This window comes from Plantactinospora solaniradicis, assembly GCF_042658085.1.
GTDB lineage: Bacteria > Actinomycetota > Actinomycetes > Mycobacteriales > Micromonosporaceae > Plantactinospora > Plantactinospora solaniradicis.
In genome coordinates, this window is record NZ_JBHSPR010000001.1 from 1 (window position 1) to 23,811 (window position 23,811).

At 68.2% G+C, this 23,811-nt stretch carries 26 protein-coding genes, 1 tRNA gene and 1 other RNA gene; 14 read left to right on the plus strand and 14 right to left on the minus strand.

Annotated elements, in window-relative coordinates:
- The coding region (locus ACFP2T_RS00005) for a condensation domain-containing protein (protein WP_377415900.1) at positions 1-1,833 on the minus strand (1,833 nt) is incomplete at its 3' end.
- Positions 1,834-1,939: 106 nt separating this feature from the next.
- On the minus strand, positions 1,940-2,083 hold the full coding sequence (locus tag ACFP2T_RS00010) for an MbtH family NRPS accessory protein (protein WP_377415902.1): 144 nt from the start codon (positions 2,081-2,083) through the stop codon (positions 1,940-1,942).
- Positions 2,084-2,100: 17 nt separating this feature from the next.
- Between ACFP2T_RS00010 and ACFP2T_RS00015 the strand changes: the two genes are divergently transcribed.
- The 3 genes from ACFP2T_RS00015 (at position 2,101) to ACFP2T_RS00025 (ending at position 3,977) form a co-directional block, all read left to right on the plus strand.
- A complete protein-coding gene (locus tag ACFP2T_RS00015) occupies positions 2,101-2,442 on the plus strand; it encodes a hypothetical protein (RefSeq protein WP_377415904.1) in 342 nt (113 codons plus the stop codon).
- A gap of 32 nt (positions 2,443-2,474) precedes the next feature.
- Complete coding sequence (locus ACFP2T_RS00020; RefSeq protein ID WP_377415906.1) at positions 2,475-2,723, plus strand: ATP-binding cassette domain-containing protein; 249 nt, start codon at positions 2,475-2,477, stop codon at positions 2,721-2,723.
- A gap of 213 nt (positions 2,724-2,936) precedes the next feature.
- Positions 2,937-3,977, plus strand: coding sequence for an ABC transporter permease subunit (locus tag ACFP2T_RS00025; RefSeq protein WP_377415908.1), 1,041 nt, complete (start codon positions 2,937-2,939; stop codon positions 3,975-3,977).
- 79 nt (positions 3,978-4,056) lie between these two features.
- On the opposite strand, the gene ACFP2T_RS00030 is transcribed toward ACFP2T_RS00025, so the two are convergent.
- Together ACFP2T_RS00030 and ACFP2T_RS00035 are read right to left on the minus strand one after the other, a co-directional pair.
- Positions 4,057-4,719, minus strand: a complete 663-nt coding sequence (locus ACFP2T_RS00030; protein ID WP_377415910.1) for a response regulator — start codon at positions 4,717-4,719, stop codon at positions 4,057-4,059.
- Positions 4,716-6,035 carry a sensor histidine kinase gene (locus tag ACFP2T_RS00035; RefSeq protein ID WP_377415912.1) on the minus strand — a complete coding sequence of 440 codons (1,320 nt, stop codon included), beginning with the start codon at positions 6,033-6,035 and terminating at the stop codon, positions 4,716-4,718. Before ACFP2T_RS00035 ends, ACFP2T_RS00030 begins: the two co-directional genes overlap by 4 nt.
- A 173-nt stretch (positions 6,036-6,208) precedes the next feature.
- Here ACFP2T_RS00035 and ACFP2T_RS00040 point away from each other — a divergent pair, with 173 nt between their 5' ends.
- The 10 genes from ACFP2T_RS00040 (at position 6,209) to ACFP2T_RS00085 (ending at position 14,666) form a co-directional block, all read left to right on the plus strand.
- Positions 6,209-6,733 carry a hypothetical protein gene (locus ACFP2T_RS00040; protein WP_377415914.1) on the plus strand — a complete coding sequence of 175 codons (525 nt, stop codon included), beginning with the start codon at positions 6,209-6,211 and terminating at the stop codon, positions 6,731-6,733.
- Between the two features lie 216 nt (positions 6,734-6,949).
- The gene (locus tag ACFP2T_RS00045; protein WP_377415916.1) at positions 6,950-7,996 is read left to right on the plus strand and encodes a peptidoglycan-binding protein; all 1,047 of its coding nucleotides are present in this window, start codon (positions 6,950-6,952) and stop codon (positions 7,994-7,996) included.
- Entirely contained in the window at positions 7,993-8,691 is a 699-nt protein-coding gene (locus ACFP2T_RS00050; protein WP_377415918.1) for an ABC transporter ATP-binding protein, read from the plus strand. The genes ACFP2T_RS00045 and ACFP2T_RS00050 overlap by 4 nt, the downstream gene beginning before the upstream one ends.
- The gene (locus ACFP2T_RS00055) at positions 8,688-9,881 is read left to right on the plus strand and encodes an ABC transporter permease (RefSeq protein ID WP_377415920.1); all 1,194 of its coding nucleotides are present in this window, start codon (positions 8,688-8,690) and stop codon (positions 9,879-9,881) included. Before ACFP2T_RS00050 ends, ACFP2T_RS00055 begins: the two co-directional genes overlap by 4 nt.
- Before the next feature lie 357 nt (positions 9,882-10,238).
- Entirely contained in the window at positions 10,239-10,373 is a 135-nt protein-coding gene (locus ACFP2T_RS00060) for a hypothetical protein (RefSeq protein WP_377415922.1), read from the plus strand.
- A gap of 88 nt (positions 10,374-10,461) precedes the next feature.
- A complete protein-coding gene (locus tag ACFP2T_RS00065) occupies positions 10,462-11,370 on the plus strand; it encodes an ABC transporter ATP-binding protein (protein ID WP_377415924.1) in 909 nt (302 codons plus the stop codon).
- A gap of 259 nt (positions 11,371-11,629) precedes the next feature.
- On the plus strand, positions 11,630-12,019 hold the full coding sequence (locus ACFP2T_RS00070; RefSeq protein ID WP_377417784.1) for a GntR family transcriptional regulator: 390 nt from the start codon (positions 11,630-11,632) through the stop codon (positions 12,017-12,019).
- Positions 12,019-12,906 (plus strand): ABC transporter ATP-binding protein, encoded by an 888-nt coding sequence (locus ACFP2T_RS00075; RefSeq protein WP_377417786.1) that lies wholly within the window; start codon positions 12,019-12,021, stop codon positions 12,904-12,906. Before ACFP2T_RS00070 ends, ACFP2T_RS00075 begins: the two co-directional genes overlap by 1 nt.
- Positions 12,907-13,370: 464 nt before the next feature.
- Positions 13,371-14,303 carry a TauD/TfdA family dioxygenase gene (locus tag ACFP2T_RS00080; protein ID WP_377415926.1) on the plus strand — a complete coding sequence of 311 codons (933 nt, stop codon included), beginning with the start codon at positions 13,371-13,373 and terminating at the stop codon, positions 14,301-14,303.
- A gap of 237 nt (positions 14,304-14,540) precedes the next feature.
- Positions 14,541-14,666: a hypothetical protein gene (locus ACFP2T_RS00085; RefSeq protein ID WP_377415928.1), complete on the plus strand. Its 126-nt coding sequence runs from the start codon at positions 14,541-14,543 to the stop codon at positions 14,664-14,666.
- Positions 14,667-14,774: 108 nt separating this feature from the next.
- Here ACFP2T_RS00085 and ACFP2T_RS00090 read toward each other — a convergent pair.
- Positions 14,775-14,847: transfer RNA gene (locus tag ACFP2T_RS00090), tRNA-Ala, on the minus strand.
- 93 nt (positions 14,848-14,940) lie between these two features.
- The gene (locus ACFP2T_RS00095) at positions 14,941-15,495 is read right to left on the minus strand and encodes a YqgE/AlgH family protein (RefSeq protein ID WP_377417788.1); all 555 of its coding nucleotides are present in this window, start codon (positions 15,493-15,495) and stop codon (positions 14,941-14,943) included.
- A gap of 289 nt (positions 15,496-15,784) precedes the next feature.
- Between ACFP2T_RS00095 and ACFP2T_RS00100 the strand changes: the two genes are divergently transcribed.
- Positions 15,785-16,588, plus strand: a complete 804-nt coding sequence (locus tag ACFP2T_RS00100; RefSeq protein WP_377415930.1) for an S-methyl-5'-thioadenosine phosphorylase — start codon at positions 15,785-15,787, stop codon at positions 16,586-16,588.
- Positions 16,589-16,639: 51 nt separating this feature from the next.
- Here ACFP2T_RS00100 and ACFP2T_RS00105 read toward each other — a convergent pair whose 3' ends face one another.
- From ACFP2T_RS00105 to ACFP2T_RS00140, 8 genes are all read right to left on the minus strand, one after another.
- Positions 16,640-17,101 carry a hypothetical protein gene (locus tag ACFP2T_RS00105; RefSeq protein ID WP_377415932.1) on the minus strand — a complete coding sequence of 154 codons (462 nt, stop codon included), beginning with the start codon at positions 17,099-17,101 and terminating at the stop codon, positions 16,640-16,642.
- Positions 17,102-17,358: 257 nt separating this feature from the next.
- Positions 17,359-17,734, minus strand: a transfer-messenger RNA (tmRNA) gene (ssrA, locus tag ACFP2T_RS00110).
- Positions 17,735-17,942: 208 nt separating this feature from the next.
- Positions 17,943-18,419 (minus strand): SsrA-binding protein SmpB, encoded by a 477-nt coding sequence (gene smpB / locus ACFP2T_RS00115; RefSeq protein ID WP_377415934.1) that lies wholly within the window; start codon positions 18,417-18,419, stop codon positions 17,943-17,945.
- Between the two features lie 128 nt (positions 18,420-18,547).
- Positions 18,548-19,423: a permease-like cell division protein FtsX gene (gene ftsX / locus ACFP2T_RS00120; protein WP_377415936.1), complete on the minus strand. Its 876-nt coding sequence runs from the start codon at positions 19,421-19,423 to the stop codon at positions 18,548-18,550.
- A gap of 104 nt (positions 19,424-19,527) precedes the next feature.
- A complete protein-coding gene (ftsE, locus tag ACFP2T_RS00125; RefSeq protein WP_196200938.1) occupies positions 19,528-20,208 on the minus strand; it encodes a cell division ATP-binding protein FtsE in 681 nt (226 codons plus the stop codon).
- A 164-nt stretch (positions 20,209-20,372) separates the two neighbouring features.
- Complete coding sequence (gene prfB / locus ACFP2T_RS00130) at positions 20,373-21,494, minus strand: peptide chain release factor 2 (RefSeq protein ID WP_377415938.1); 1,122 nt, start codon at positions 21,492-21,494, stop codon at positions 20,373-20,375.
- A gap of 111 nt (positions 21,495-21,605) precedes the next feature.
- Positions 21,606-22,121, minus strand: a complete 516-nt coding sequence (locus ACFP2T_RS00135) for a helix-turn-helix transcriptional regulator (protein ID WP_377415940.1) — start codon at positions 22,119-22,121, stop codon at positions 21,606-21,608.
- A gap of 346 nt (positions 22,122-22,467) precedes the next feature.
- A complete protein-coding gene (locus tag ACFP2T_RS00140; protein ID WP_377415942.1) occupies positions 22,468-23,811 on the minus strand; it encodes a serine/threonine-protein kinase in 1,344 nt (447 codons plus the stop codon).

Genomic DNA, 23,811 nt, shown 5'->3' on the forward strand with positions numbered 1-23,811 from the left:
CAAGCTCTGCGGCGCGACCTCCGCCGTCACCGGCTGGGCCCGCCACACCGCCGGCTCGTCGAACGCCACCGGCACCACACCACGCACCGGCAACTCATCCAGGACGTCCGACACACCCAGCACCACGATCGCCCGGCTGTCGGCCAGCATGAACTCGATCCGCTCCGCCGGGTACCGCACATCCACCGGTAGATACGCCGCACCCGCCTTCAACACACCCAGCAACGCCACCACCAGGTCGACACCGCGGTCCATCACGACCGCCACCACCGACTCCCGGCCCACCCCCAGACCACGCAGATGACCGGCCAACCGGCCAGCCCGCTCATCCAACTCCGCATACGACAGCTCCACACCATCGGCCGCCACCGCAACCGCGTCCGGCGTCTCCGACACCCAACGCCCGAACAACTCCACCACCGACCCCGCCGACACCGGCACCGCCGTGTCGTTCCACTGCCGGACCACCAGGTCACGACCTTGCGGATCCAGCACGTCGATGGCATGCAGCCGCACATGCGGGTCCGCGGCGACGATCGCCAGCACCCGGGCGAACCCGTCCGCGAACCGCCGTGCGGTCGCCACGTCGAACAGGTCCGACTCCACGGTCACTGAGCCCTGCAGCCCGGCCGGACGTCCCTGCGCGTCGAACACCTCGCCGACCATGACCTCGAGATCGCACTTGGCCACGGTCGTCGTGACGTCGTCGAAGGTCAGCACCGGGTCGCCGGCCCTCGTACCGGGCAGTTCGAAGGTGAACTGGGCGTTGTTGTGCAGGGTCAGCACGACCTGGAACAGCGGGTGGCGGCTCAGCGACCGGGTCGGCGCGAGCTCCTCGACGAGACGCTCGAACGGCACGTGCTGGTGCGCCAGCGCCTCCAGACCGCTCTCCCGCACCCGCGCCAGCACCTGTCCGAACTCCGGATCACCCGACAGATCCGTACGGATCACCAGCGTGTTCACGAAGAAACCGACGAGTTCCTCCAGGGACTCGTCGGTACGACCCGCCACCGCGGAACCGATCGGGATGTCGGTGCCGGCGCCAAAGCGGGACAGCAGCACGGCCAGAGCGGCTTGCAACAGCATGAACACCGTGACGCCTTCTCCGCGGATCATCACCGCCAGGCGCTGATGAACGTCAGCCGGAACCCGCAGCGGAACGGTGTGCCCACGGTGGCTGACCACCGCGGGTCTCGGCCGGTCATGCGGCAGGCCCAACTCCTCCGGCGCGCCCGCGAGTGCCCGTCGCCAGTAATCCACCTGCACCGAGAGCCTGCTAGCCGGGTCGTCGTCTTCGCCCAGCAGCTCGCGTTGCCAGAGCGCGTAGTCGGCGTACTGCACCGGCAGCGGGTCCCAGTCCGGCGCCTCACCACGCAGCCGGGCCGCATAGGCCACCGTGATGTCGCGCATCAGCGGCCGCTGCGACCAGCCGTCGCTGGCGATGTGGTGCATGACCAGGACGAGCACGTGCTCGTCGGATCCCGCCTGCAGCAGCCAGGCCCGGATAGGGACCTCCGACGACAGGTCGAACGCGTGCCGGGTCAGCTGGTCCGCAGCGGGCGCCACTTCTTCGGACTCCACCGCGAGCACCTGCAGACTCCAGTCCAGCGCTCGCGGCTCAAGCACCTGCTGGTACGGCTCACCGTTCACCGCGGGAAAGACGGTCCGCAGGGACTCGTGCCGTTCCAGCACGTCCCGCAACGCCGCGTCCAGGGCTGAGACTTCCACGGTCCCGTGCAAGCGCGCGGCTACGACGCTGTTGTACGTCGGGCTGGGGCCTTCCAACTGGTCCAAGAACCACAATCGGCGCTGCGCGAATGACAACGGAATCATCAGTGCGTCTCCTCAACGAATCCGGCCACCCGGCCGATGCGTTCTCCGAGTGAACAGGCAGAGTCCAACCAGGAGGCCCACTGGAAGCGACGTGGACCTCCTGATTTCACGAGCGGCCGACTACTTCTTCCCCATCGCGGCGATCAGGCTCTTGCGACGAAGGTCGGTCCAGGATTTTCTCGATGTACTCCAGGCAGTCATCGCGGCGCGCCTCGCCGAAAACCGTGTCCCAGCCGTCCGGGATGCCCACAAAACGGGCCGCGGCGAATGCTATCCTTCGTCATTCACGAGTACGAGGTACGTCGCGTCGACATCCTTGAAAAGATTCATTCGGCCTACCGTTTCTCTTCGTCGGGCGACACACACGACGACGGCATCGCGGAAGCGGCGGTCGTGCGGTCCGTCGGGCAGATTCCAGCGCATGGACGGATGACGAACAAGGAAGCGGTTGAACAGCGCGGACAGAACTGTTCAATTGCTGAAACACCCTCGGTTGGACACGGCAGCGCGGTGCGCCTGTCCGACGCCCGCCCGAGCTCGGTGCCGGCCGCACGCGACGAACACGGGGTTGACCGCTCGACGACTTGTGCCATGATGTTAGCTAAATAACCTAGGCGATAAGCGGCCGCGAGGGTGACAACGTGACTTCCGTTCCGCACACCAGAGCGTTGACCAAGCTCTACGGGCGCCGCCCGGGAGTCACCGATGCCGACCTGGACATCCCGCCCGGACGGGTGGTGGGGCTTGCCGGCCCCAGCGGCGCCGGCATGCCGACATTACTGGGAATGACCTGTGGGTTGCTCGAGCCGACCGCCGGCACCAACTGGCAGGCAGAGTTGACGAGTTCATCGACAACCACTTTCGCCTGGTCGGGGAACGAGGCACCTTGATCACGCGCCGCCCGGCCTCGAAATTGTCCAAGCGGAACATCATGACCGGCGGAGCATCGTGATCGTCCGGCGCCCCGCTCCCACGAGGGACTCCTCCCTTGTGCAGCGCGCCGAGCAGCTGGATCCCAAGGACATGGTGCTCGCCCACCTCACCCGGGCGGCCGGTCTTCCCGGCCTTTCCACCGCCACCCCCTACTCCTTGGAGGCACAGCGATGACTTGGCTGACCTGGCGTCAGTTCCGCGGCCAGTTCCTGACGGCGCTCGCGTTCCTCGCGGCCGTCGCCGCGTTCCTGCTGTATGTCGGATACACCACACGCAGCACCTACGACACCAACGTCGCCGGCTGCGGGGCAGCCAGCGGCTGCAATCTCCATCAAGTGAAGACGCAGTTCATCAGTCAGTTCTCCACGGTCGTGCAGGCTCCGACGATCCTCCTGATGGCTCTCCCCGCGATCATCGGACTCTTCTGGGGAACCCCGCTGATCACTCGTGAGCTCGAACAGAACACCCACCGGCTGGTGTGGAACCAGAGCGTGACGCGGACGCACTGGCTCGCTGTCAAGCTGGCGCTGGTCGGTCTGGCCAGCGTTGCGATCACGGGGGTAGTCAGTCTGCTGCTCACCTGGGCGGCGAGCCGGTACGACTCGTTACAGGGCAGCCGGTTCGAAACTCTGAGTTTCTCGACGCGCAACATCGTGCCGCTCGGCTACGCGGTGTTCGCGGTCGCGCTCGGCGTCACCATCGGGCTGTTCCTACGCCGCACCGTACCGGCGATGGCGGCGACGCTCCTGGCCGTGGCCATCCTGCAGTTGCTGATTCCCAGCGTGGCCCGCGGCCACCTGCTGCCCCCGGTCACGGAGTCGGTGCCGTACAACGCTCAGGTCAAGGAGTGGGGCGGTTTCCTCGCCGTCCGGGTCTCGGAGCCCGTGATCGTGACGGGATACGCCATCCCGGGTGCGCTCATGCTCGACTCAGAGGTGACGATGCTTACCGAATCAGGGGAGACGGCCGACGAGTCGACCATCGCATCCTGTGCGGACGCCACCGGCCAGGGCCGGCGTGAGGCAGCGATCAACGGCCTGCTGGACCCGTGGGAGACCTGCATCAGCAAGCTCAACATGCACATCGACGTGTCCTACCAGCCCGCCAGCCGATACTGGGCATTCCAATGGCTCGAGTTCACGGGCTTCGTCCTGCTCGCCGCCCTACTCTCCGCGGTGGCCTTCTGGCGGATCCGGCGCGTACCCGGATGATCGCGGTGAGGCAGGCCTCTGCCCCGTCCCGGTCGACACGCGATGGATGTCGACCGGGCGGGGCAGACCGCCGTGCCCGTCAGGGTGAGACCAGACCGCACTCGTAACCCAGGATCACGGCCTGGACTCTGTCCCGTAGGTTTAGTTTGGCCAAGATCCGCCCGATGTGGGTCTTCACGGTCCCCTCGGACAGGCTCAGTTTCTGAGCGATCTCGGCGTTGGACAGGCCCCGGGCGATGAGCGTGAGCACCTCCCGCTCGCGGGTCGTCAGCGGCTCGAGACGAGTGTCCGAACGCGGCTCCTTGTGCTCCGACGGAGCCGCCACGAAGTGTGCGATCAGCCGGCGGGTCGCGCTCGGCGCGGTCACCGCCTCGCCGGAGACCACAACCCGCACCGCGGCGATGAGGTCATCCGCGAGAGTGTCCTTGAGCAGGAAGCCACTCGCTCCCGCCCGCAGGCCGGAGAAGAGATGGTCGTCCAGGTCGAACGTGGTCAGAATGATGACCTTGGGTGGCGATGAGAGAGCTCGGATCCTCTCGGTGGCGGTGATCCCGTCCACACCGGGCATGCGCACGTCCATGAGCACGACATCGGGCTTGGTACGCGACGTCACCTCCAGCGCGGTGGCTCCGTCAGCAGCCTCGCCGACGACCTCGATGTCGTCGGTCTCGTCGAGAATCATCCGAAAGCCGGTACGGACCAGGGCTTGATCGTCCACCAAAACCACACGGATGTTGCTCATCGGTCGCCCGGCCGCAGCGGAATCCTCGCCAGTACCTGGAAGCCCCCGGACGCACTGGGGCCGACCGTCAGTTCGCCGCCGAGGATGACCACCCGCTCCCTTATGCCGCGGAGCCCGTTGCCCTTCCCGTCCGTCGGGGGCGGCTTTCCAACACCATCGTCAACCACTTCGATCTCCAGGACGTCGGGCCGGAATCCCAGCCGGACCGTGGCGCTGGCGCCATCTCCGGCATGTTTGAGCGTGTTGGTCAGCGCTTCCTGCGCGATCCGGTAGACGGACAGGTCCACACTGACCGGCATCGGCGCGGGAACACCCTCGACTGCGAGTGTGACATGGGTGCCGGCCGCCCGGAGGCGGTCGACGAGATCGGGCAGCGCCTCCACACCCGGTTGCGGGGCCAACTCGGGGTCCTCGGCCGGGTCCTGCCGGACCACCGCGAGCAGGCGGCGCATCTCCGCCAGTGACGAGCGGCCCGCAGCGATCACGCTCTGCAGGGCAGCCTCGGTACGATCGGGATGACGACGCAGGGCCGCCGCGCCGCCCTGTGCCTGCACGACCATGACGGACAGTCCGTGAGCCACGACGTCGTGCAGCTCACGGGTGATCCGAGCCCGCTCGGCGGCGGTCGCCAGCGCGATCCGCTGTTGTTGCTCGTGTTGCAGGTCCAGGGCGCGTCTCTCCAGGGTCTGCAGTCGGATGCGGCGGTTGCGGACGTTCTCGCCGAGCAGGTAGGCCAAAGCCAGGACGAGCAGGCTGCCGGCGCCCTGCCGCAGGGCTGCGATCATCTGCGCGCCGATGCCGCGCGGGTCGACGGGAACCGCCGTCACCTGGGTCTGTCCGGGCGCGGGCAGGGCGCACATGCGTTGGCCGGACGGGTCCACGCCGGAGGTCGAACCGGTCGACAGTGGCGCTTGCCGGGGTTCGGCGGCGGTGGGCAGCACCGGCTGTAGGAGGCTCAGGCCGGCGACGCTGAGCAGCACGACGCCGAAGGTGACCGCCACGACCCGACGCGACCGGTCACTGCTGGCCAGGGTGAAGAGAGTCAGCGGGACGGCCAGGTCGAGCGCCTCGGCTCCGGTCGCGAACGGCAGATGATGGCCGAGCGCGCCGGCCACGGTCAACAGCACCGCGACCATCGGCCAGCGGCGATGCACAACGAGTCCGGTGACCATCGGCACGGCGAACAGCCACCACTGCAGTCCTCTGTCCCCGGACTGTTGAACGGACACGAGGGTCAGACCGGCGGCGAGGACGACATCGAGGATCGTCCACCGCCAGGCCAGCAGCCTGCGGTAGAGCTCGGCTATCCGGGACATCGCCCCAGTTTAGGTTTGCGAGGTCACGACGCCGTCCGCCCACGGTAAGACAGGCGGGTATGACCGCAGTGGTACCCGCCGGCCCAAAATCAGACCGCACACAGACGATGCCGTGAGTCGCAGCGACGAGTGTGGTCCGCATGAGAATGATTTTGCGATGCACAGCAGCGGCGATGATCCTCATGGTGGCAGCCTGTGGTGGCGACAACGCCGCGGGCGGCTCGGAGCCGCCGTCGACCAACAAGACGGTGGACACCGCCGAGATCCTGAACCTCGGCAAGCAGCTCGCGCAGTGCTACCGGGACAACGGGATCGCCGAGATGCCGGAGCCGTACCTCGAAGACGGCAAACTCCAGCTGCCCGCCGACAGGGTGGATGCTCTCCAGACGAAGTACTCCGAGGCCAAGATGAACCAGGTCGAGGATGCCTGCAAGGACATTGCCAGCAAGCTTCCCCAGGGCTCTCTCGGCGGCGGATCCGAGAACGATCCGAAGGTGCCCGGTCCCGGGGATGTCGAGGCGCTGCGCAAGTACTCGCAGTGCATGCGGGACAACGGCGTGCCGGAGTGGCCCGACCCCAACGCTGAGGGAAAGTTCGCGCTGAAGGGGACGGGTCTGGCCACGGAGAACAGCCAGCGCATGTCGGACGCGATCGCGAAGTGCAAGCAGTACTGGTCCGGCGCCATCGTTGGGGCATGAGCGAAGCGGAGCGACGTCGTGGATGACACCGACAACGAGCCGGGCGGCGACCTGGTAGCCCGTAAGCGCGACGCGGACGGCCAACTGGTCGTCCGCGAGGAGAACGGCAGCACTGACCTGGCCACCCGGGGCGACCGGGCCGTCGAGACTCACACCGGGAGGGTCGAGGCGGGCGGCACCGGGAACCGCCGTTGGCGGCGGGTGGTCGCCGGTTCGGTGACCGGAGTCGTCGTGGTGGCTGGCGCGCTGGTCGCCGGCTACGCGCTCACCGCGACGCCGAAGGAGCCGGAGGCTGTCACCGATGTGCCGACCACGACCGCCCCGGTGACCCGTGGGACGGTCAGCCAGCGCACCCGCTTGTCCGGCACCTACGGTTTCGACGGTTCGTACTCGGTGATCCACCATGGCGACCCCGGCATCGTGACGAGTGTCGCGTCAGACGGTTCCCGCATCGGCCGTAACGGCGTGCTGTACCGGGTCGACGGGGTGGCGGTCCATCTGCTGTTCGGCAAGGTCCCGGCCTACCGGGACCTGCGCCGCGGCATGAGTGACGGCGCGGACGTGCAGCAGCTGGAAAGCAATCTGCGGACGCTCGGCATGGACCCGGACAAGGAGATGACGGTCGACAGGACGTTCAGCGCGGCCACCGCCGCGGCGGTTAAACGGCTGCAGAAGTCCTGGGGTCTGTCCTCGAGCAAGCGCACCGGCAGTCTGCCGCTGGGATCCGTGGTGTTCTTGCCGAACACGGCTCGGGTGAGCAAGGCGAATGCCTCGGCCGGTGCCACCGTCGGGCCGGGCCAGGTCGTGCTGGCAACCACGAGCACCACGCGCGTGGTCTCGGCCGATATCACTGCCGACCGGCAGAACTCGGTCAAAGCGGGTGACGAGGTGACTGTGTCTCTGCCCGGTGCCACGGAGGTCAAGGGCAAGGTGCTACGGGTCGGGCGCGTCGCCACGATCGCGGAGTCGAACAGCTCCGACCCGGCCACCGTAGAGGTTGTCATGGGGGTCTCCGTCCCCAAGAACGCGCCCGACCTCGACCAGTCTCCCGTGCAGGTCACCCTCGCCTCGGCCGAGCGCCGCGACGTCCTGATCATGCCGATCTCCGCACTTCTCACGAGCCCGGGCACCGGCTACCGGGTCCGGCTCGCCGATGGTTCCTACCAGAACGTGGAACCCGGCCTGTTCGACGACTCGACCGGCATGGTCGAGGTCAGCGGCGGAGTGAAAGAGGGCGACCAGGTGGAGGTGCCGGAAGGATGACAGCCGCCCTGGAACTCATCGACGTCCGGCGGACCTTCCCCGGCAACCCGCCGACGGAATCGGTCCGCGGCGTCAACCTCACCGTGCACAGCGGCGAGTTGGTCGCCATCATCGGCCCGTCCGGATCGGGCAAGACCACGCTCCTCAATCTGGCCGCCGGCTTGGACCGGCCGACCTCCGGCTCGGTCCGCATCGCCGGTGAAGCCCTGGAGAAACTCAGCGACCGGGCGCTGGCCGGGCTACGCGCACACCGGCTCGGCGTCGTGTTCCAGCAGTTCTTCCTCCTGGATCACGCGACCGCGCAGGACAACGTCGCCACCGGCCTGCTCTACCGCGGTGTACCCGCCAGGCAACGGCGGGCGGCCGCCACCGAGGCCCTCCACCGCGTCGGTCTCGCGCACCGCCTCCGCCACCAGGCACGCCTGCTCTCCGGCGGCGAACGCCAACGAGTCGCCATCGCGCGGGCGCTGGTCGGCCGGCCCGCGGTCCTGTTCGCCGACGAACCGACCGGCAATCTCGACTCGGTCGCCGGTGACTCGATCATGACGTTGCTGCGGGAGCTGAACGCCGCCGGCACCACCATTGTCGTGATCACGCACGACAACGAGGTGGCGGCCGCCGCGCCGCGCCAGGTGATGGTCCGGGACGGCCGGATCGAACACGACAACGGCGCGAAGCTGGAGCTCTCCCGATGAGCCCGCCGTCACGGCTACGCCTCGTCGATGTGCTTCCAGTGGCCACCATCGGGCTGCGCACCAGGCCCACCCGGGCGGCCTTGTCAGTTCTCGGCGTGGCGATCGGCATCGCCGCGTCGGTCGCCGTGCTCGGCGTCATCAGATCCAGCCAGGCGGAGGTGATGGCTCAGATCGACCGGCTCGGCACCAACATGCTCACCGTCACCAGCAGCGAAGCACTGGGTGGCGGAGAGGCACAGCTGCCGGTCATCGCGGACGACTCGATCCGCCGGACGGAGGCCGTACAAGCAGCCGCCGCAACCGCACAGCTGACCGGCATCGACGTATTCCGTTCGGACCTGATCCCGGAGCGCCTGAGCGCCGGCCTTGACGTGCGTGCCTGCGACGACAACCTGCTGAAGACGCTCGACGCGGAACTCTTGCACGGCACCTTCCTCAATAACGCGACGGCGAAATACCCCACCACGGTTCTCGGGTTCGAGGCCGCGCGCGCCCTCGGCATCAACAATCTGACCGGCCAGGATCGGATCTGGCTGGGTGGACACTGGTATGTCGTGACCGGCATCCTGCGACCAGTGGAGCTGGCGTCGGAGCTCGACCGGTCCGCGTTGATCGGCTTCGACACGGCCGCCGCCGACTTTGCCTACGACGGCCACCCCAGCCGCATCTACGTCCGAGCCGAAACCGAGCGGACGTCCGAGGTGGCGGAGATGCTGCCCCGCGCCGTCAATCCGCAGTATCCCAACGAGGTGTCGGTCAGCCGGCCCTCCGACGTCCTTACCGCCCGAACGGCTGTCCTCAACGCGAGCACTTCGCTGTACCTCGGCCTCGGCGCGGTGGCGCTGCTGGTCGGCGGCATCGGTATCGCCAACGTCATGGTGATCTCGGTACTGGAACGGCGCGGCGAGGTCGGGCTGCGACGCGCACTCGGAGCTGCCCGCCGGCATGTGGCCGCACAGTTCGTGGTCGAGTCGATGCTTCTGGGCACGGCCGGCGGTGCCGTCGGGGTGTTGCTTGGCGTGGCCGTGACTGTCGCCTTGGCCAACAACCGAGGTTGGCAACCGATCGTTCCACCGATCGCGGCCGGGCTCGGGCTGGCCGCCGCCGTGGGGGTGGGCACGATCGCCGGCCTCTACCCGGCACTGCGGGCAGCCCGGATGGCACCGACCGAGGCGTTGCGCACCGCCTGATCCCCCGTAAGGGTGGTCCGCGCCTCACGCCCGGCCTGGTCGTCGTCCCTCGACGGCCAGGCCGGGTGGTGCGCTCCGCAGACCGGATCGCAACCGCGGAACCCGTGCGGCTGGAACGCACCGACCGCGTCCGCCGGATAGCGGAGCGATGTCGAGTCCCAGGACCTGCACTTTGCCCTATTAGGGCAACGCTGCGTAAGTATGGATACGCCGACGAGGGCGGATGTGCAACTGAACAATCGAGGTGGTTGGCCGAGTTCCGTTCCCCCTCACCGCCGTGCTGCGCCTGCGCGCCGCGAGAAGCCCACGACGCTCACCCTGAAGGCAATACATTGCGCAGCACATCTGCTGACATACATGATGGTCGACACCGTTCGCCTGCTGGCCGAACTGTTCGGGACCGCCATCGGCAGGATCGACCGGACAGCCGTCACCGCCCTGTGCGAGCGGGCCCGCGACTCAACCGTGGCGCCTCCTGAACAGCACACTTAGGACTGGCCCAAAGTGCTATTTACCTATAACATTCATTTACCGAGTAAACCTGTGATCCGGCCACATGAGGAAGCTTCGGGGTATGGAGATGACCGCTGTTCTGCGCGCCCAAGGGCTCACCAAGATGTACGGCCGCCACCCCGGCCTCATCGACGCCGACCTGAACATCCCGGCCGGTCGGGTCGTCGGCCTCGTCGGGCCGAACGGCGCGGGGAAGTCGACGCTGCTCGGCATGACCTGCGGCCTGATCGAACCCACCTCGGGCACCATCGAGGTCCTCGGCGACAAGCCCGCGGCCAACGCGGCCCAGCTGGCCCGAGTCGGCTTCGTCGCCCAGGACACCCCGGTCTACTCCGGGCTGACCGTCGCCGACCATCTGCGGCTCGGCGCGCACCTCAACAAGAACTGGGACGACGCTCTCGCCCGACACCGGGTCCAACAGCTCGGGATGGACCCCGCGCAGAGGGCCGGCGCCCTCTCCGGCGGCCAGCGGGCCCAACTCGCGCTGACCATCGCCGTTGCCAAAAGACCCGAGCTGATCATCTTCGACGAGCCGGTGGCCGCGCTCGACCCACTCGCCCGCCGGCAGTTCCTGCAGAACCTCATGGCGTTCATCAGCGAGAGCGGTATCAACGTCATCCTGTCGTCGCACCTGCTGAGCGATCTCGAGCGGGTCTGCGACTACCTCATTCTGCTGGCCGGGTCGCGGGTCCAACTGGCCGGGGACGTTGACGAGCTGATCAGCACGCACCACCGTATCGTCGGCCCGGAGCACGCGTTCCGGTCACTGCCTCCGCAGATCGAGATCATCGGATCTGAGTACTCCGGCCAGCGGACCACGCTGGTGGTCCGTCGCACCGAGTCGACCCCCATCCCGCAATCCATGCATGCCGAACACCTGGATCTCGAGGAGCTGGTGCTGGCCTACATGACCCGGGCCGCGAACGCCTCGTTCGACCCCCAGCAGGGCGCACGCGCGCTCCAATTTCATCGATAAATCCCGCCGATCCGTTGTCGTCGCCCCCACTACGCCATCGCCCGCACTTCCCGCCGCCTCAGACGTTCGACGCCGTTATCCGGGCAAGCGGGAAAGTCCCGGAACCACCCATCTCCGCAAAGCACCCGTTGCCGAACCGCCGGGACAACAGCGAAGCTGCCTCGACAACCGCGCATGGCGGTAGCGGGCGTACCACGCGCAGGTCATGATCTTCGCCTGGTACTTTCTCCTATGCTTCTAGTTGAACGGTGGTGATGCGTTGATCGACTTCCGGCTGAATGTCCGTTCCGGCGTGTCACCGTACATGCAGCTGGTGCAGCAGGTGAAGCAGGCGCTGCGCCTCGGCCTGCTTTCGGTGGGCGACCAACTGCCGACGGTCAAGGAAGTCGTGGCCCGACTGGCGATCAACCCGAACACCGTGCTCAAGGCATACCGGGAACTGGAGCACGAGGGTTTGGTGGTACCCCGTCCCGGCCTGGGAACTTTCGTCAGCCGCACGCTCGTGGACCATTCGTTGCCAGCTCATGAACCCCTCCGTCAGGAACTGTTGCAGTGGCTTAGCAACGCGGAGAAAGCCGGGCTGGACGCGGAGAGCATCGAGGCCCTCTTGTTGACCTCTTTCCGCGATTTCCTGGAGAGACCGAAGTGATGTACGCGATCGAGGCGACCGGCCTTGGCCTTCGATACGGGAATCGGCCGGCGCTAGTCGACTGCGACCTGCAATTGCCGGCGGGACGAGTCCTCGGCGTGGTCGGCCCGAACGGTGCCGGAAAGTCAACTCTGCTGGGCCTGATGTCCGGCCTGCTCCGGCCCACCGTCGGCAGCATCACCATCTTCGGCAAGCCGCCCGGGACCACCGCAGAGCAATTGGCCGATGTCGGCTTCGTGGCCCAGAACACGCCGCTCTACGCAGATCTGACGGTCGCCGAGCACCTCAGGCTCGGAGCCAAGCTCAACCCGCGCTGGGACCAGAAACTCGTCGACGAATACGTCGGCCGTCTCAACACCCATCTCAAGCACAAGGCAGGCCAGCTCTCCGGTGGTCAGCGAGCCCGGCTCGCCCTCCTGCTCGCTGTCGCCAAACGCCCCAAACTGCTCATCTTCGATGAGCCGGTCGCGACGCTGGACCCGCTGGTCAGGCGCGAGTTCCTGCGTAGCCTCATGGAATCGGTCGTGGAGCTGGAACTGACCGTTGTGCTCTCGTCTCATCTGGTCAGTGACCTCGAGCGCATCTGCGACTACATAACGGTGCTCGCCAACGGCCGCGTACAGCTGGCCGGCCCCGTCGACGATCTGGTGGCCAGCCACCACCGCCTGATCGGCACCCATGACGACTTCACCTCGCTGCCGGACGGCACTGAAGTGATCCTCTCCGAGCACACCGGCCGGCAGAACACCGTGGTCGTACGCTCCGACAAGCCCCTCCCCTACCCCACCGGGCAGGTGAGCGGGATCGAATTCGAGGACCTGGTGCTCGCGTACATGCTGCGCGCCGCCGATGCATCCGTTCCCGGACCGACACCACCGTCACGATGAGGCAAGCAGCCCTCGGACGCTGAGCATGGCCCATGCCGGGCCGCGGTCGAGGCCGGTGACCACCCCGCAGGCAACCGGCCAGTCACCTCCTCCCGGGACGCTCCCGGGCCACCGCCACCGCCGCGTCTGCGGCCACCGCCCGGTACTCGGCCCGACGAGACGCAGTATTCCGTGCAAACAGCGCGGCGACACGGTTGAACAGAAGATGCCGATCCCGCCTCGACGTTTCCGGCCGGCTGCGGTGCGCGGCGAACGCGCACGGTATTGACCACACTCGGAGTTCCGGTGACATAGTAGGCTTCCGCGCCGGTTCGGTACCGTCGGCGGAATTGTTCCCGGGGAGAACACGTGACCTACGTGCGGACCGACGGTATCCGGCGGTCCCATGAACGGTCGGGCAATGGCGAGACCGTGCTTCGGCACCGCACCACCCGCCACCCATCGTCCACAACTGGAGGGCATCGATGAATGCCATGGCTGACACCTGGCTGCCGTACGAGATCACCAGCGACGCCATCGGCACCGACCTCGTCGGCTGGCTCACCGCGCAGGGCCAGGACGGACTGACCGAACTGCTGGCCGACCGGAGGGCGGTGGTCTTCCGCGGCTTCGGTGTGACACCGGGATCCATCGAACCGGTACTCGACCAGGTGGTACCGGGCCGCCTGCCGTATGTGCACGGCAACTCCCCCCGAACCAAGGTCGGCGGCAACCTCTACACCTCCACCGAATACCCGCAACAGTTCACCATCTCCATGCACAACGAGATGAGCTACGCCCACCACTGGCCGAAGCGCCTGGTCTTCTTCTGCGAGATCGCGCCGGAGAGCGGTGGCGCCACGCCGGTACTGGACGGCGAGCTGTGGCTGAACTCGCTCGACGACGAGGTACGCGAGGCGTTCGCCGGCGGCGTTCGCTACGTGCAGAACCTGCATGACGGGTACGGCCTCGGAAAGAGCTGGATGGACACCTTCGAGACGGACGACCGGGCCGACGTCGAACGGTTCCTCGAGGGCACCGAATCAGAGTGGGAATGGGGCCCGGAGGGCATCCGTATCATCCAGCGCCGCCCGGCCACCGTGAAGCATCCGCTCACCGGCACCGAGGTCTGGTTCAACCAGGCAGATCAGTTCCACCCGGCCGGGCTCGGCGACAAGACCGCATCGGAGCTCTACGACATCCTCGAGCCCGACGAGTTCCCGCAGCACGCCACGTTCGCCGACGGGTCACCCATCCCGAACAGCTACATCGAGCACATCCAGGCCCGCGGCCTGGAGCTGGCCGTCGACGTACCCTGGCGCCCCGGCGACCTGATGCTTATCGACAACATCCTCGTCGCCCACGGCCGGCGCCCGTTCGAGGGATCCCGCCGCGTGCTCGTGGCGATGTCGGACTGAGGACACCGCAGCATTCGACTGCCGGACCACGCCGCAATCAGGCTCGCCCGGCAGTTCGCGTATCGGCAAGCCGCCCGTCGGTGCCAACGCGGAGCCCCAGCCGGCCGGTGACGGCCGGCCGAGGCTCCGTCGCGCCCGACACATTCCAACGCCGTACTCGACAACGAGGGGGGACCCGGCGGCGGTGCCGGTGTCGGCAACTCTCGGGTCGGCGCACCCGCTGGCACCGGAACCGGCATGTTGACCGCCGACTGCCTGCGGTCGCTGGCCCGGGTCGCCTGCCCCATCAGGGGCGTCGGAACGGAGAAGGCAGCGGCCCAGGACGCAAAGATCGAGGAGGCAAGGAGCAAGGTCGCCGCCTGATCTGGCACAGATCTGGCACGTACGGGGATTCGACGCCCTGAGACAGTGGTAGCCCTGGTTCCTCGGGATCACTCCCGACCAGGGCTACCCCCATGTCTTCCGCAAGGGTGGAGCCGAGGGGACTCGAACCCCTGACCCCCACACTGCCAGTGTGGTGCGCTACCAGCTGCGCCACGGCCCCTTGCTTACCTACCTGCCCGGTTCCCCGGGCACCCGCGCAATAGTACACACCCGCCCGGTCCCGGTCATCCGAGGGGCTGCCGTGCCGCGGGCCTCAGTTCAGCAGCACGTCCGGCGGGAAGTGTGCGACCGCGGACATGATCCCGCCCTGCCGGCGCAGCACCATCGGCCACAGATCGTCCGGCCGCTCCATGAAGGCATCGCCCGGCAGAGCGTCCAGGACGAACCACGACCCTCGGGCGACCTCCTCCTCCACCTGCCCTGGCGACCAGCCCGAGTAGCCGGCGAAGACCCGGATTCCGGTCACCGCGTCCCGGAGCCGGTCGGGGTCCACCGAGAGATCCACCGTGCCGACCGATCCGGAGACCTGGTGGATGCCCTTCACCCGCTGGGTCGGCGTACGCATCCGGGCCAGGCAGATCGCCGACTCCGGCTGCACCGGGCCACCCTCGAAGAGCACGGCGGGGTCCCGGGCCAGTCCGCCCCAGGCGCCGAGCACCTCGGAGACCGGCACCTCGGTGGCCCGGTTGAGCACCACCCCGAGCGCGCCACCCGCCTCGTGGGCAACCAGCAGGACCACCGTCCGGTCGAAGTTCGGGTCTTTCAGCGCAGGGGTCGCGACCAGAAGCTGCCCGGTCATCGACTCCATTGACCGTCCCCCGATCGCCTGCCCCTCGCCGAACACGCCAGCCACCGCTACTCGGCCGGCCCGAGGACCACGGACCGCTCCCCGGATCGCCGACGCGTCGGACAGTCGGTTACCACGACTCGGACCTTCACCGGCCCGGCCGGATCCGCAGAATCGGTAGTGATCCTGCGCGCAGTAAACGCCATGCCACGCACCATAGCTTGCGGAACTGGCGCTGGTTAAGGTCTGTTGGGCTAGTCCACAGAGCGCTTTCCCGGCAATCCGCCCCGTCGGAGGAGAGAGGCAGGCCATGCATCCGCAGGCAGAAGTCGCTGTGATCGGCGGATCCGGCCTGTACGCCTTGCTGGCGGACGCCACCGAGCACCGGGTCGAGACGCCGTACGGGCCGCCCTCCGACGCGATCACCATCGCGCGGGTCGGCGGCCGGTCGGTCGCCTTCCTGCCCCGGCACGGACGTGATCATCGTTACCCGCCGCATCTGATTCCGTACCGGGCGAACCTGTGGGCGTTGCGCGCGATCGGGGTACGCCAGATCCTCGCCCCGTGCGCCGTCGGCGGCCTGCGGCCGGAACTCGGCCCCGGCACCTTCGTGGTCCCCGACCAGCTCGTCGACCGGACCAGTGGTCGGGCCCAGACCTACTACGACCGGGGTGCCGTACACGTCTCGTTCGCGGATCCGTACTGCCCGGTCGGCCGTCGTACCGTGCTGGCCGCGACGGCCGGGCACGGGATCGACGCGCACGACGGCGGCACGATGGTGGTGGTGGAGGGGCCGAGGTTCTCCACCCGGGCCGAGTCCCGCTGGTACTCCTCGATCGGTGGCTCGGTCATCAACATGACCGGGCACCCCGAGGCGGTGCTCGCCCGCGAACTGGCGCTCTGCTACACCGCCGTCGCGCTCGTCACCGACCTCGACGCCGGAGTCGAGGGCGGGCACGGGGTGACCCAGGAGGAGGTCTTCCGGGTCTTCGGCGAGAACACCGCCCGGCTGCGCGAGGTCCTGCTCGACGCGGTCGTCCGGCTGTCCGCCGAACGCGCCTGTCCGTGCCCGCACAGCCTCGACGGCATCAAACTGCCGATCGAACTGCCCTGACCCCGGGCGCCCGAATCCACCGAACCGACGCGACGACGCGACGACTCCCGGTCAGGTCTCGCCACCGATGTCCGTCTGGTACGCCTCGTAGACCAGGTCCGCGCCGCGCTGCCGGTGCCGGGACAGTTCCCGGAGCAGGTCGGTGGTCCAGTCGCGCAGTTCGGAGACGGTGATCTCGGGCCGGTCCACCCGACGTTGCAGGGCGGTCATGGTGGCCTCCACGGCGGCGTGTTCCCGGATCAGCACATGTACGCCGCGAGCCAGTCGGGGTGCGTGGTCCAACAGTTCCGCGTAGAGCCCCTCCGGCCCTTCGGTCACCACCATGTGCTCGGTGAATGCCCCACGCAGGCCGCCCAGGCGGTCACCGACCCGGTGTCGCCACCCCGGGTCCCGGGCCGGCGCGGCGAGTGCCTGTTCCAGGAAGTGGATCTCGCCGAGCAGTGCGGCCCGGTGGCGTCTGGCCGCCCGCAGCGACGCCACCTCCGGCTGGTGCTGGATCGGGTTGGTCGTCATGACACCTCCCGCAGAACGGCACCTGTCGTGTTGTAGCCCGATGGTGCGGCCCTCTGCGGCGGGCTGTCCACCCCTCCGGGGCGGCTCATCTGACCCGTTGGCCCCATCCGTCCCGTTTATCACAGGGGCCACAGACGCCCTTCCCGGACCACAACCGGCGGCCGACCCGACCGCAACGGCTTCCGTCCCGAGGCGGCGACGGGAGATACGGAAACGGCTGCGCCCCGGTCCTGGTGGACCGGGGCGCAGCCAGCGATTCGTGGAGGTGCCGGGAATCGAACCCGGGTCCTTCGTCGCCTTACCAGGGCTTCTCCGAGCGCAGCTCGCTATGCCTCTACTCGGCCCCTCCGATCACGCGAGCGAGTCGGTGTGACGGGCCCAGTCGCTGATTAATCTCGCCGCGCGAACCCCGCGACCGGGTTCGGTTGGCCAGCCTTCTAGCTGATGCCGGCTATCTGGGTCGAAGGCGCTCCCAGGCCGACAGACTTGCTACTCGCCTCAGGCGGCGAGAGCGAAGTCAGCGCGATTGTGCTTGGCGCTTATAAGTTTCCGACGACCGATTCTCGAGACGACGTCGGCTTCCTCGGCTCGCTTCCCCTGCCGCAACGTACGAAGTCGAAACCAGTCACCCCCTGGATCGCACCGGCCGATGATCGCACCGGTGGAGTCGCGACCACCCTTCCGGTGGCCACCCCAAGCGTAACGCCTCGCCCCGCCGACTTCATTCCAGATACCGGCCCGCCACGCCGTCGTACCGGACAGCCATGGGTAACCCGCGTCACAGGGCGCCTCCGGGGACGATCCCGACAGCCGGCCTGATCTGCTCAGCGGGTCGGAACGGTCACTCCATGCCCTTGCCGCGCCGCCCCACCGTCCGGAGCATTTCCCGCTCGGCGTCCCGCTTGGCCAGATCCTGGCGCTTGTCGTACGACTTCTTGCCCTTCGCCAGTCCGATCTCGACCTTGGCCCAGCCGTCGGAGAAGTAGACCGACAGCGGCACCAGGGTGAGACCGGTTTCCCGCAGCTTCCCGATCAACCGGCTGATCTCCTGACGGTTGAGCAGCAGCTTCCGGGTACGCCGGGGCTCGTGGTTGGTCCAGGTCCCCTGGGTGTACTCCGGAATGTGCATGCCGTGCAGGTAGAGCTCGCCGTCCCGCTCCTGGGCGAACGCGTCGACCAGAGACGCGTGGCCCGCGCGCAGCGACTTGACCTCCGTACCGGTCAGGGCCATGCCCGCCTCGTACGTGTCGAGGATGGCGTAGTCGTGCCGCGCCTTGCGGTTGGAGGCGACGACCTTGCGCCCCTTCTCCCGTGGCATCGGCGCCACACCCCTCTCGTTCCGTGAACAACCGCGCAATGCTACCTCGCGACACAGGGCCCCTGGCTCGCGCTTTTCGCGCGCCCGGGGCCCTGCGAACGGTCCGACGGCCGATGGAACCTACGAAACTAGACCCTCAGGTAGAACCGGAGCGTCACCCAGGCGGTGCCCGCGCTGACGAGACCACCGACCCCGGCCATGAACGGGAACATCAGCAGGACGGTGCTCCACTCGATCGGGGTCAGCAGATCGGTGAGGTCCCGTAGCGACCCGTCGAGCAGGAAGATCTTGCCCAGCACGAGCGCGCCGAAGCCGATGATCGCGCCGAGCAGACCGGCCACCACGGCCTCCAGCACGAACGGGGCCTGGATGAACCAGTTCGAGGCACCGACCAGCTTCATCACCGCCACCTCGCGGCGCTTGCTGTAGGCCGCCACCTGAATCGTGTTCGCGACCAGCAGCAGCGCGGCGATCGCCATCACCGAGGCCGACGCCAGGGCCATGTTCTGGATCGCGCCGAGGATGCTGAAGATCTGCTCCAGGAGGCGACGCTGGTCGATGATGTCGTCGATGCCCTCCCGGTCCTTGTAGGTGTCGAAGATCTGCTGGTACTGCTCCGGGTTGACCAGGTTGACCCGGAACGACTCCGGCAGCTTGTCGGCCTGCACCGCCTTGACGAGGTCGGGGGAGTCCGCGAACAGCTTCTGGAACCGCGCGAACGCCTCCTCCCTGGACTCGTACTTGACCTCCCGGACCAGCGGGTTGGCATCCAGGTCCGTCTGGAGCTGGGTCCGCTGCTCCTCGGTCACACCGGCATCGAGGAAGATCGACACCTCGATGTCCTTGTAGTACGCGTCTTTCATGGCGTCGACCTGGAGGTACATCAGGCCGCTCGCGCCGAGCATGGTCAGTGAGACCGCCATCGTGATGATCATCGCGATGGTCATGGTCACGTTGCGCCACAGCCCGACCATCACCTCGGACAGGACGTATTTCAAGCGCATCGGGGGGTTCCTTCCGGATCTCCGCTGGAGTCGTTCATCGTCGATTCAGGGCCGGGCGACGGCTCGGATCGGGGGGTCGATCCGGGCGAGCCCGGCAGAGCCCGTCAGCCGTAGACGCCCCGGGCCTGGTCACGCACGATGCGACCACTCTCGATCTCGATGACACGACGGCGCATCTGGTTGACGATGTTGGAGTCGTGGGTGACCATCACGACCGTGGTACCGGTGCGGTTGATCCGGTCCAGCAGGCGCATGATCTCGATCGAGGTGTCCGGGTCGAGGTTTCCGGTGGGCTCGTCGGCCAGCAGGATCAGTGGCCGGTTCACGAACGCGCGGGCCACCGCGACACGCTGCTGCTCGCCACCGGAGAGTTCGTGCGGGTACCGGTGCTCCTTGCCGCCGAGCCCGACCAACTCCAGCACCTCGGGCACGACCCGGCGGGCGACCGCCTTGGTCTTGCCGATGACCTCGAGCGCGAAGGCCACGTTCTCGTACGCGGTGCGGTTGGGCAGCAGCCGGAAGTCCTGGAAGACGCAGCCGATCGAGCGCCGGAAGTTCGGGATCTTCCAGGAGCGCATCGAGGTGACGTCCTTCTGGTTGACGACCACCCGACCCTTGTTGGGAGTCACCTCATGCAGCAGCAGCTTGATGATTGTCGACTTGCCGGAACCGGAGGGACCGATGAAGAAGACGAACTCACCCTTCTCGATCGAGACCGACACGCTGTCGAGCGACGGTCGGGACGCCTTCGGGTACGTCTTCGTCACTTGCTCAAGCTCAATCACGGGTGGTGAGTCTACGCGTCGTAACGAAAAGGCCAAGAGCGGAGCCCGGCCTGTCCGACCGACATTTGTGGCGAACCTGCGCTGCGTCGAGCTTTGCTCACGCCCCGCACACGAAAACGATCGCCGTCATCGACGCACCGGAGTTATGTCGACGCGAGCCGTGTTCACGCGGCGTCACTGGCGAGCTGGCGTTGCTTGCGCCAGCGGATCCCCGCCTCGATAAATCCGTCCAGATCGCCGTCAAACACCGAGGACGGGTTGCCCGTCTCCTGCTCGGTACGCAGATCCTTCACCATCTGATACGGATGCAGGACGTACGAGCGCATCTGGTCGCCCCACGAGCCGGCGGCGTCGGTCTTCAGACCGTCCAGCTTGGCCTGCTCCTCCTGGCGCTTGCGCTCCAGCAGCCGGGCCTGGAGCACGCGCAGCGCCGACGCCTTGTTCTGGAGCTGGGACTTCTCGTTCTGGCAGGTGACGACAATGCCGGTGGGCAGGTGGGTGATCCGGACCGCCGAGTCCGTGGTGTTCACGCTCTGTCCACCCGGTCCCGACGAACGGTAGACGTCGAACCGGAGATCGTTTTCCGGAATGTCGATATGGTCCGTCTGCTCAGTAACTGGCAGCACCTCGACCCCGGCGAAGCTCGTCTGCCGGCGCCCCTGGTTGTCGAACGGGCTGATCCGGACCAGCCGGTGCGTGCCGGCCTCGACGCTGAGCGTGCCGTAGGCGTACGGGACCTTGACGGCGAAGGTAGCCGACTTCAGGCCCGCCTCCTCCGCGTACGAGGTCTCGTAGACCTCGGTCGGGTAGCCGTGCCGCTCGGCCCAGCGCAGGTACATCCGCAGCAGCATCTCCGCGAAGTCGGCCGCGTCCACCCCGCCGGCCCCGGCCCGGATCGCGACCAGCGCCTCCCTGGAGTCGTACTCCCCGGACAGCAGGGTACGAACCTCCATCTCCTGGATCGCCTTGGTGAGCCCGCCGATCTCCGTCTCGACCTCGCCCAGCACTCCCGAGTCGGCCTCCGCCTCGGCGAGTTCCAGCAGCACCCGGGCGTCGTCGAGCCGACCCCGCAGGCTTTCCAACTTGCTGATCTCGCCATTGACGTACGACAGCTTGGAGGTCACCTGCTGGGCACGCTCCTGGTCGTCCCACAGGTCCGGCGCGGAGGCCGCCTCCTCAAGCTCTGCCTTGGCCTGACGCAGGCGATCAACATCGAGGACGGCCTCGATGTTGCGCAGCGTTGCGTCAAGATCCTTAAGTTGGTCGGAGTACTCGGCAGCGGTCACGACAGTCAAGAGTACTGGTCGTCCGGGAGACCTGGTCGCCGCCGGCAACGAACCGCTCCGGCGCGTCCGCCGGACGCCGGCCCGGCCCCGACCACACGGCCGGGGGCCAGGTCAGCCGACCGGGGCGCTCTTCAACCAGGACAGCGCCGCCTTGTGGTACGCGACCGCGAACTCCAGCGCGGCGGCACCGTACGAGTCACCGGCCTTCTTCGCGTCCCGGGCCTGTTCCCGGGCCGACGCGAGTGCCTCGGTGTGGTAGTCGTTCGCGCTGCTGACCAGCGTGCGCATCTGGGTGGCCGAGTGCTGCGGGCCGAAGGCGACCCGGAGCGCGGTGGGGTTTCGCACCGTGTCCCGGCCGGGCATCTCGGTGAGCCAGCGGGAGAATGTCCGTTTCCCGGCCGCCGTGATCGCGTACGGCTGGCTGGACCGGGGGCCCGGCTTGCCGAGCCGGACCAGCCCCTGGTCGGCCAGCGCCGGCAACTCCCGGTACACCTGGCTACGAGTCATCGACCAGTACGGCGCCAAGCGTCGTTCGGCGGCGGCCATCAACTGGCCGCCAGTCATCGGTCCTTCGTGGAGCAGCCCGAGCAGAGCCGCTGCCGTGGGGTTGATACCAGTATCCGCCATGCCCTCCACGCTGCCACTTTGCCGGCGTCGCGTCCAGGATTTGGCACTATCCGTGCCATCAAGACCTCCATTGTGCACTGTCTTTGCCCGACAGTCGGGTGAGGACGATCAATGGATGGGGCCCGGATGGCCCTCGGGGGCGCGGGCGAGCCGGCGGCGCCCCGGGCATCCGGTGGGACGCCTCCGCCCGGCGTCCCGGGGGCGCACCGCGCACCCGGCCGCGCGGGCGATCCGGTCGTCCGGACAGCACCTGCGGATCGACCGCTCCCGGGTCATGTCGGTCCCGGTTCGGCCCGGCCGCCCGACCTGGTGCGGCCGTCATCGCGGCATGTGCCAATTGGGGAGATTAGTAAACTTTCAACGGGTATGTGGCGGATTGCCGGAAGCTGCGGGCCGGACCTCCTCGCCCACCGGAGACTACCGACTCCGCCGTCCACGGTTTCCGGAGCAGGCAGCCGAGTCGGCGCACCGAACGGAACACGGTGTGCAACGGCATCGCGGTCCAGCGTCGACGCCGACCGGCACCGTCCCGCTCCTCCGGCCGACCTCGCCGGTAGCCCCCGGCGCCGGCCGGGCCGACGACGGCGCGCAGGTCACCTCCGGCCGGGCCGGCGACAGCGAGCAGGTCACCTCCGAGCGGGTCGGCGACCGCCGACGGTTCCGCCGGGTCGGTCTCGGCCGAACCCGACCACTGCCGCCGGGCCGCGACGGACGCCGCATCGGCCGCCCCGGCGGTCCGCTCCGGTGATGCCGGCGCGGGCGGGACCGGCGCGGCATGCGTCGGTCCGTGCCCCGGACGGCCGACCCGGGCGATCCCGGTGGCCGCGCCGGCCCGCCGGGGCCACCACGTGACCTGGTCGGCGGCTGGCCGGGGCAGCGCGGTGATGCCGTCCAGGGCCGGCTCCATCCCGCGCAGCCGGGCGGCCGCCCGCTCCGCGTCGGGCCGCCGGGCCGGATCGGTCGCCAGGCAGTCCTCCACGAACTGCCAGACGAGCGGCGGAAGGCCGGGCGGCGGCACCGGCTGGCAGTTGCGGTGCCGGTCGAGCACCTGGTCCGGCAGCCCGCCCCGGTACGGACTGCGTCCGGAGACGAGTTCGAACAGCACGATGCCGAGCGCGTAGACGTCGCTGGCCGGGGTGACCGGGCCGCCCACGATCACCTCCGGCGCGACGTACTCCGGGGTCGCCTGGGTGGTCGGCCAGCCGGGGTCCGCCCCGATCCGGCGGGCCGCCCCGAAGTCGACCAGCCGCACCAGTCCACCGTCTGCCGGCACGAGGATGTTGCCCGGCTTCACGTCGCCGTGCATTATGCCCCGTCGGTGCAGGTACGCCAGCGCCCCGGCGAGCTGCGCCGCCACCTCGGCCGCGATCGCCGGCGGAACCGGCCCGGTACGCCGCAACCGACGACGCAGGTCCTCTCCCTCGATCAGCTCCATCACCAGGGCACGCTCCCGGCCCTGGCCGAGTACGTCCCGGGGCCGTACCAGACACGGGTGATCGAGGCCGGCGACGACATCCGTCTCGGCCTGGAAGCCCGCTACCAGGTCCGGCCGGACGGCTGCCTCGGGGCGCAGCATCTTGATCGCCACCGGCTGACCGTCGCACAGGTCGACCCCGCGCCAGACGATCCCGATCGCTCCGTAGGCGACCTCCCGCACGAGCCGGTAGCGGCCGCCCAGCACCCGATCCAT

Bases quoted from the DNA above. Each gene is read 5' to 3' on its own strand.
- ACFP2T_RS00040 (WP_377415914.1), top strand. From the start codon at position 6,209: ATGATCCTCATGGTGGCAGCCTGTGGTGGCGACAACGCCGCGGGCGGC.
- ACFP2T_RS00135 (WP_377415940.1), bottom strand. From the start codon at position 22,121: ATGGCGGATACTGGTATCAACCCCACGGCAGCGGCTCTGCTCGGGCTG.
- ACFP2T_RS00105 (WP_377415932.1), bottom strand. From the start codon at position 17,101: ATGACGACCAACCCGATCCAGCACCAGCCGGAGGTGGCGTCGCTGCGG.
- ACFP2T_RS00075 (WP_377417786.1), top strand. From the start codon at position 12,019: ATGTACGCGATCGAGGCGACCGGCCTTGGCCTTCGATACGGGAATCGG.
- ACFP2T_RS00050 (WP_377415918.1), top strand. From the start codon at position 7,993: ATGACAGCCGCCCTGGAACTCATCGACGTCCGGCGGACCTTCCCCGGC.
- ACFP2T_RS00055 (WP_377415920.1), top strand. From the start codon at position 8,688: ATGAGCCCGCCGTCACGGCTACGCCTCGTCGATGTGCTTCCAGTGGCC.
- ACFP2T_RS00030 (WP_377415910.1), bottom strand. From the start codon at position 4,719: ATGAGCAACATCCGTGTGGTTTTGGTGGACGATCAAGCCCTGGTCCGT.
- ACFP2T_RS00060 (WP_377415922.1), top strand. From the start codon at position 10,239: ATGATGGTCGACACCGTTCGCCTGCTGGCCGAACTGTTCGGGACCGCC.
- ACFP2T_RS00080 (WP_377415926.1), top strand. From the start codon at position 13,371: ATGAATGCCATGGCTGACACCTGGCTGCCGTACGAGATCACCAGCGAC.
- ACFP2T_RS00085 (WP_377415928.1), top strand. From the start codon at position 14,541: ATGTTGACCGCCGACTGCCTGCGGTCGCTGGCCCGGGTCGCCTGCCCC.
- ACFP2T_RS00095 (WP_377417788.1), bottom strand. From the start codon at position 15,495: ATGGAGTCGATGACCGGGCAGCTTCTGGTCGCGACCCCTGCGCTGAAA.
- ACFP2T_RS00015 (WP_377415904.1), top strand. From the start codon at position 2,101: ATGCTATCCTTCGTCATTCACGAGTACGAGGTACGTCGCGTCGACATC.
- ACFP2T_RS00100 (WP_377415930.1), top strand. From the start codon at position 15,785: ATGCATCCGCAGGCAGAAGTCGCTGTGATCGGCGGATCCGGCCTGTAC.
- ACFP2T_RS00140 (WP_377415942.1), bottom strand. From the start codon at position 23,811: ATGGATCGGGTGCTGGGCGGCCGCTACCGGCTCGTGCGGGAGGTCGCC.
- ACFP2T_RS00025 (WP_377415908.1), top strand. From the start codon at position 2,937: ATGACTTGGCTGACCTGGCGTCAGTTCCGCGGCCAGTTCCTGACGGCG.
- smpB (WP_377415934.1), bottom strand. From the start codon at position 18,419: ATGCCACGGGAGAAGGGGCGCAAGGTCGTCGCCTCCAACCGCAAGGCG.
- ftsX (WP_377415936.1), bottom strand. From the start codon at position 19,423: ATGCGCTTGAAATACGTCCTGTCCGAGGTGATGGTCGGGCTGTGGCGC.
- ACFP2T_RS00065 (WP_377415924.1), top strand. From the start codon at position 10,462: ATGACCGCTGTTCTGCGCGCCCAAGGGCTCACCAAGATGTACGGCCGC.
- ACFP2T_RS00035 (WP_377415912.1), bottom strand. From the start codon at position 6,035: ATGTCCCGGATAGCCGAGCTCTACCGCAGGCTGCTGGCCTGGCGGTGG.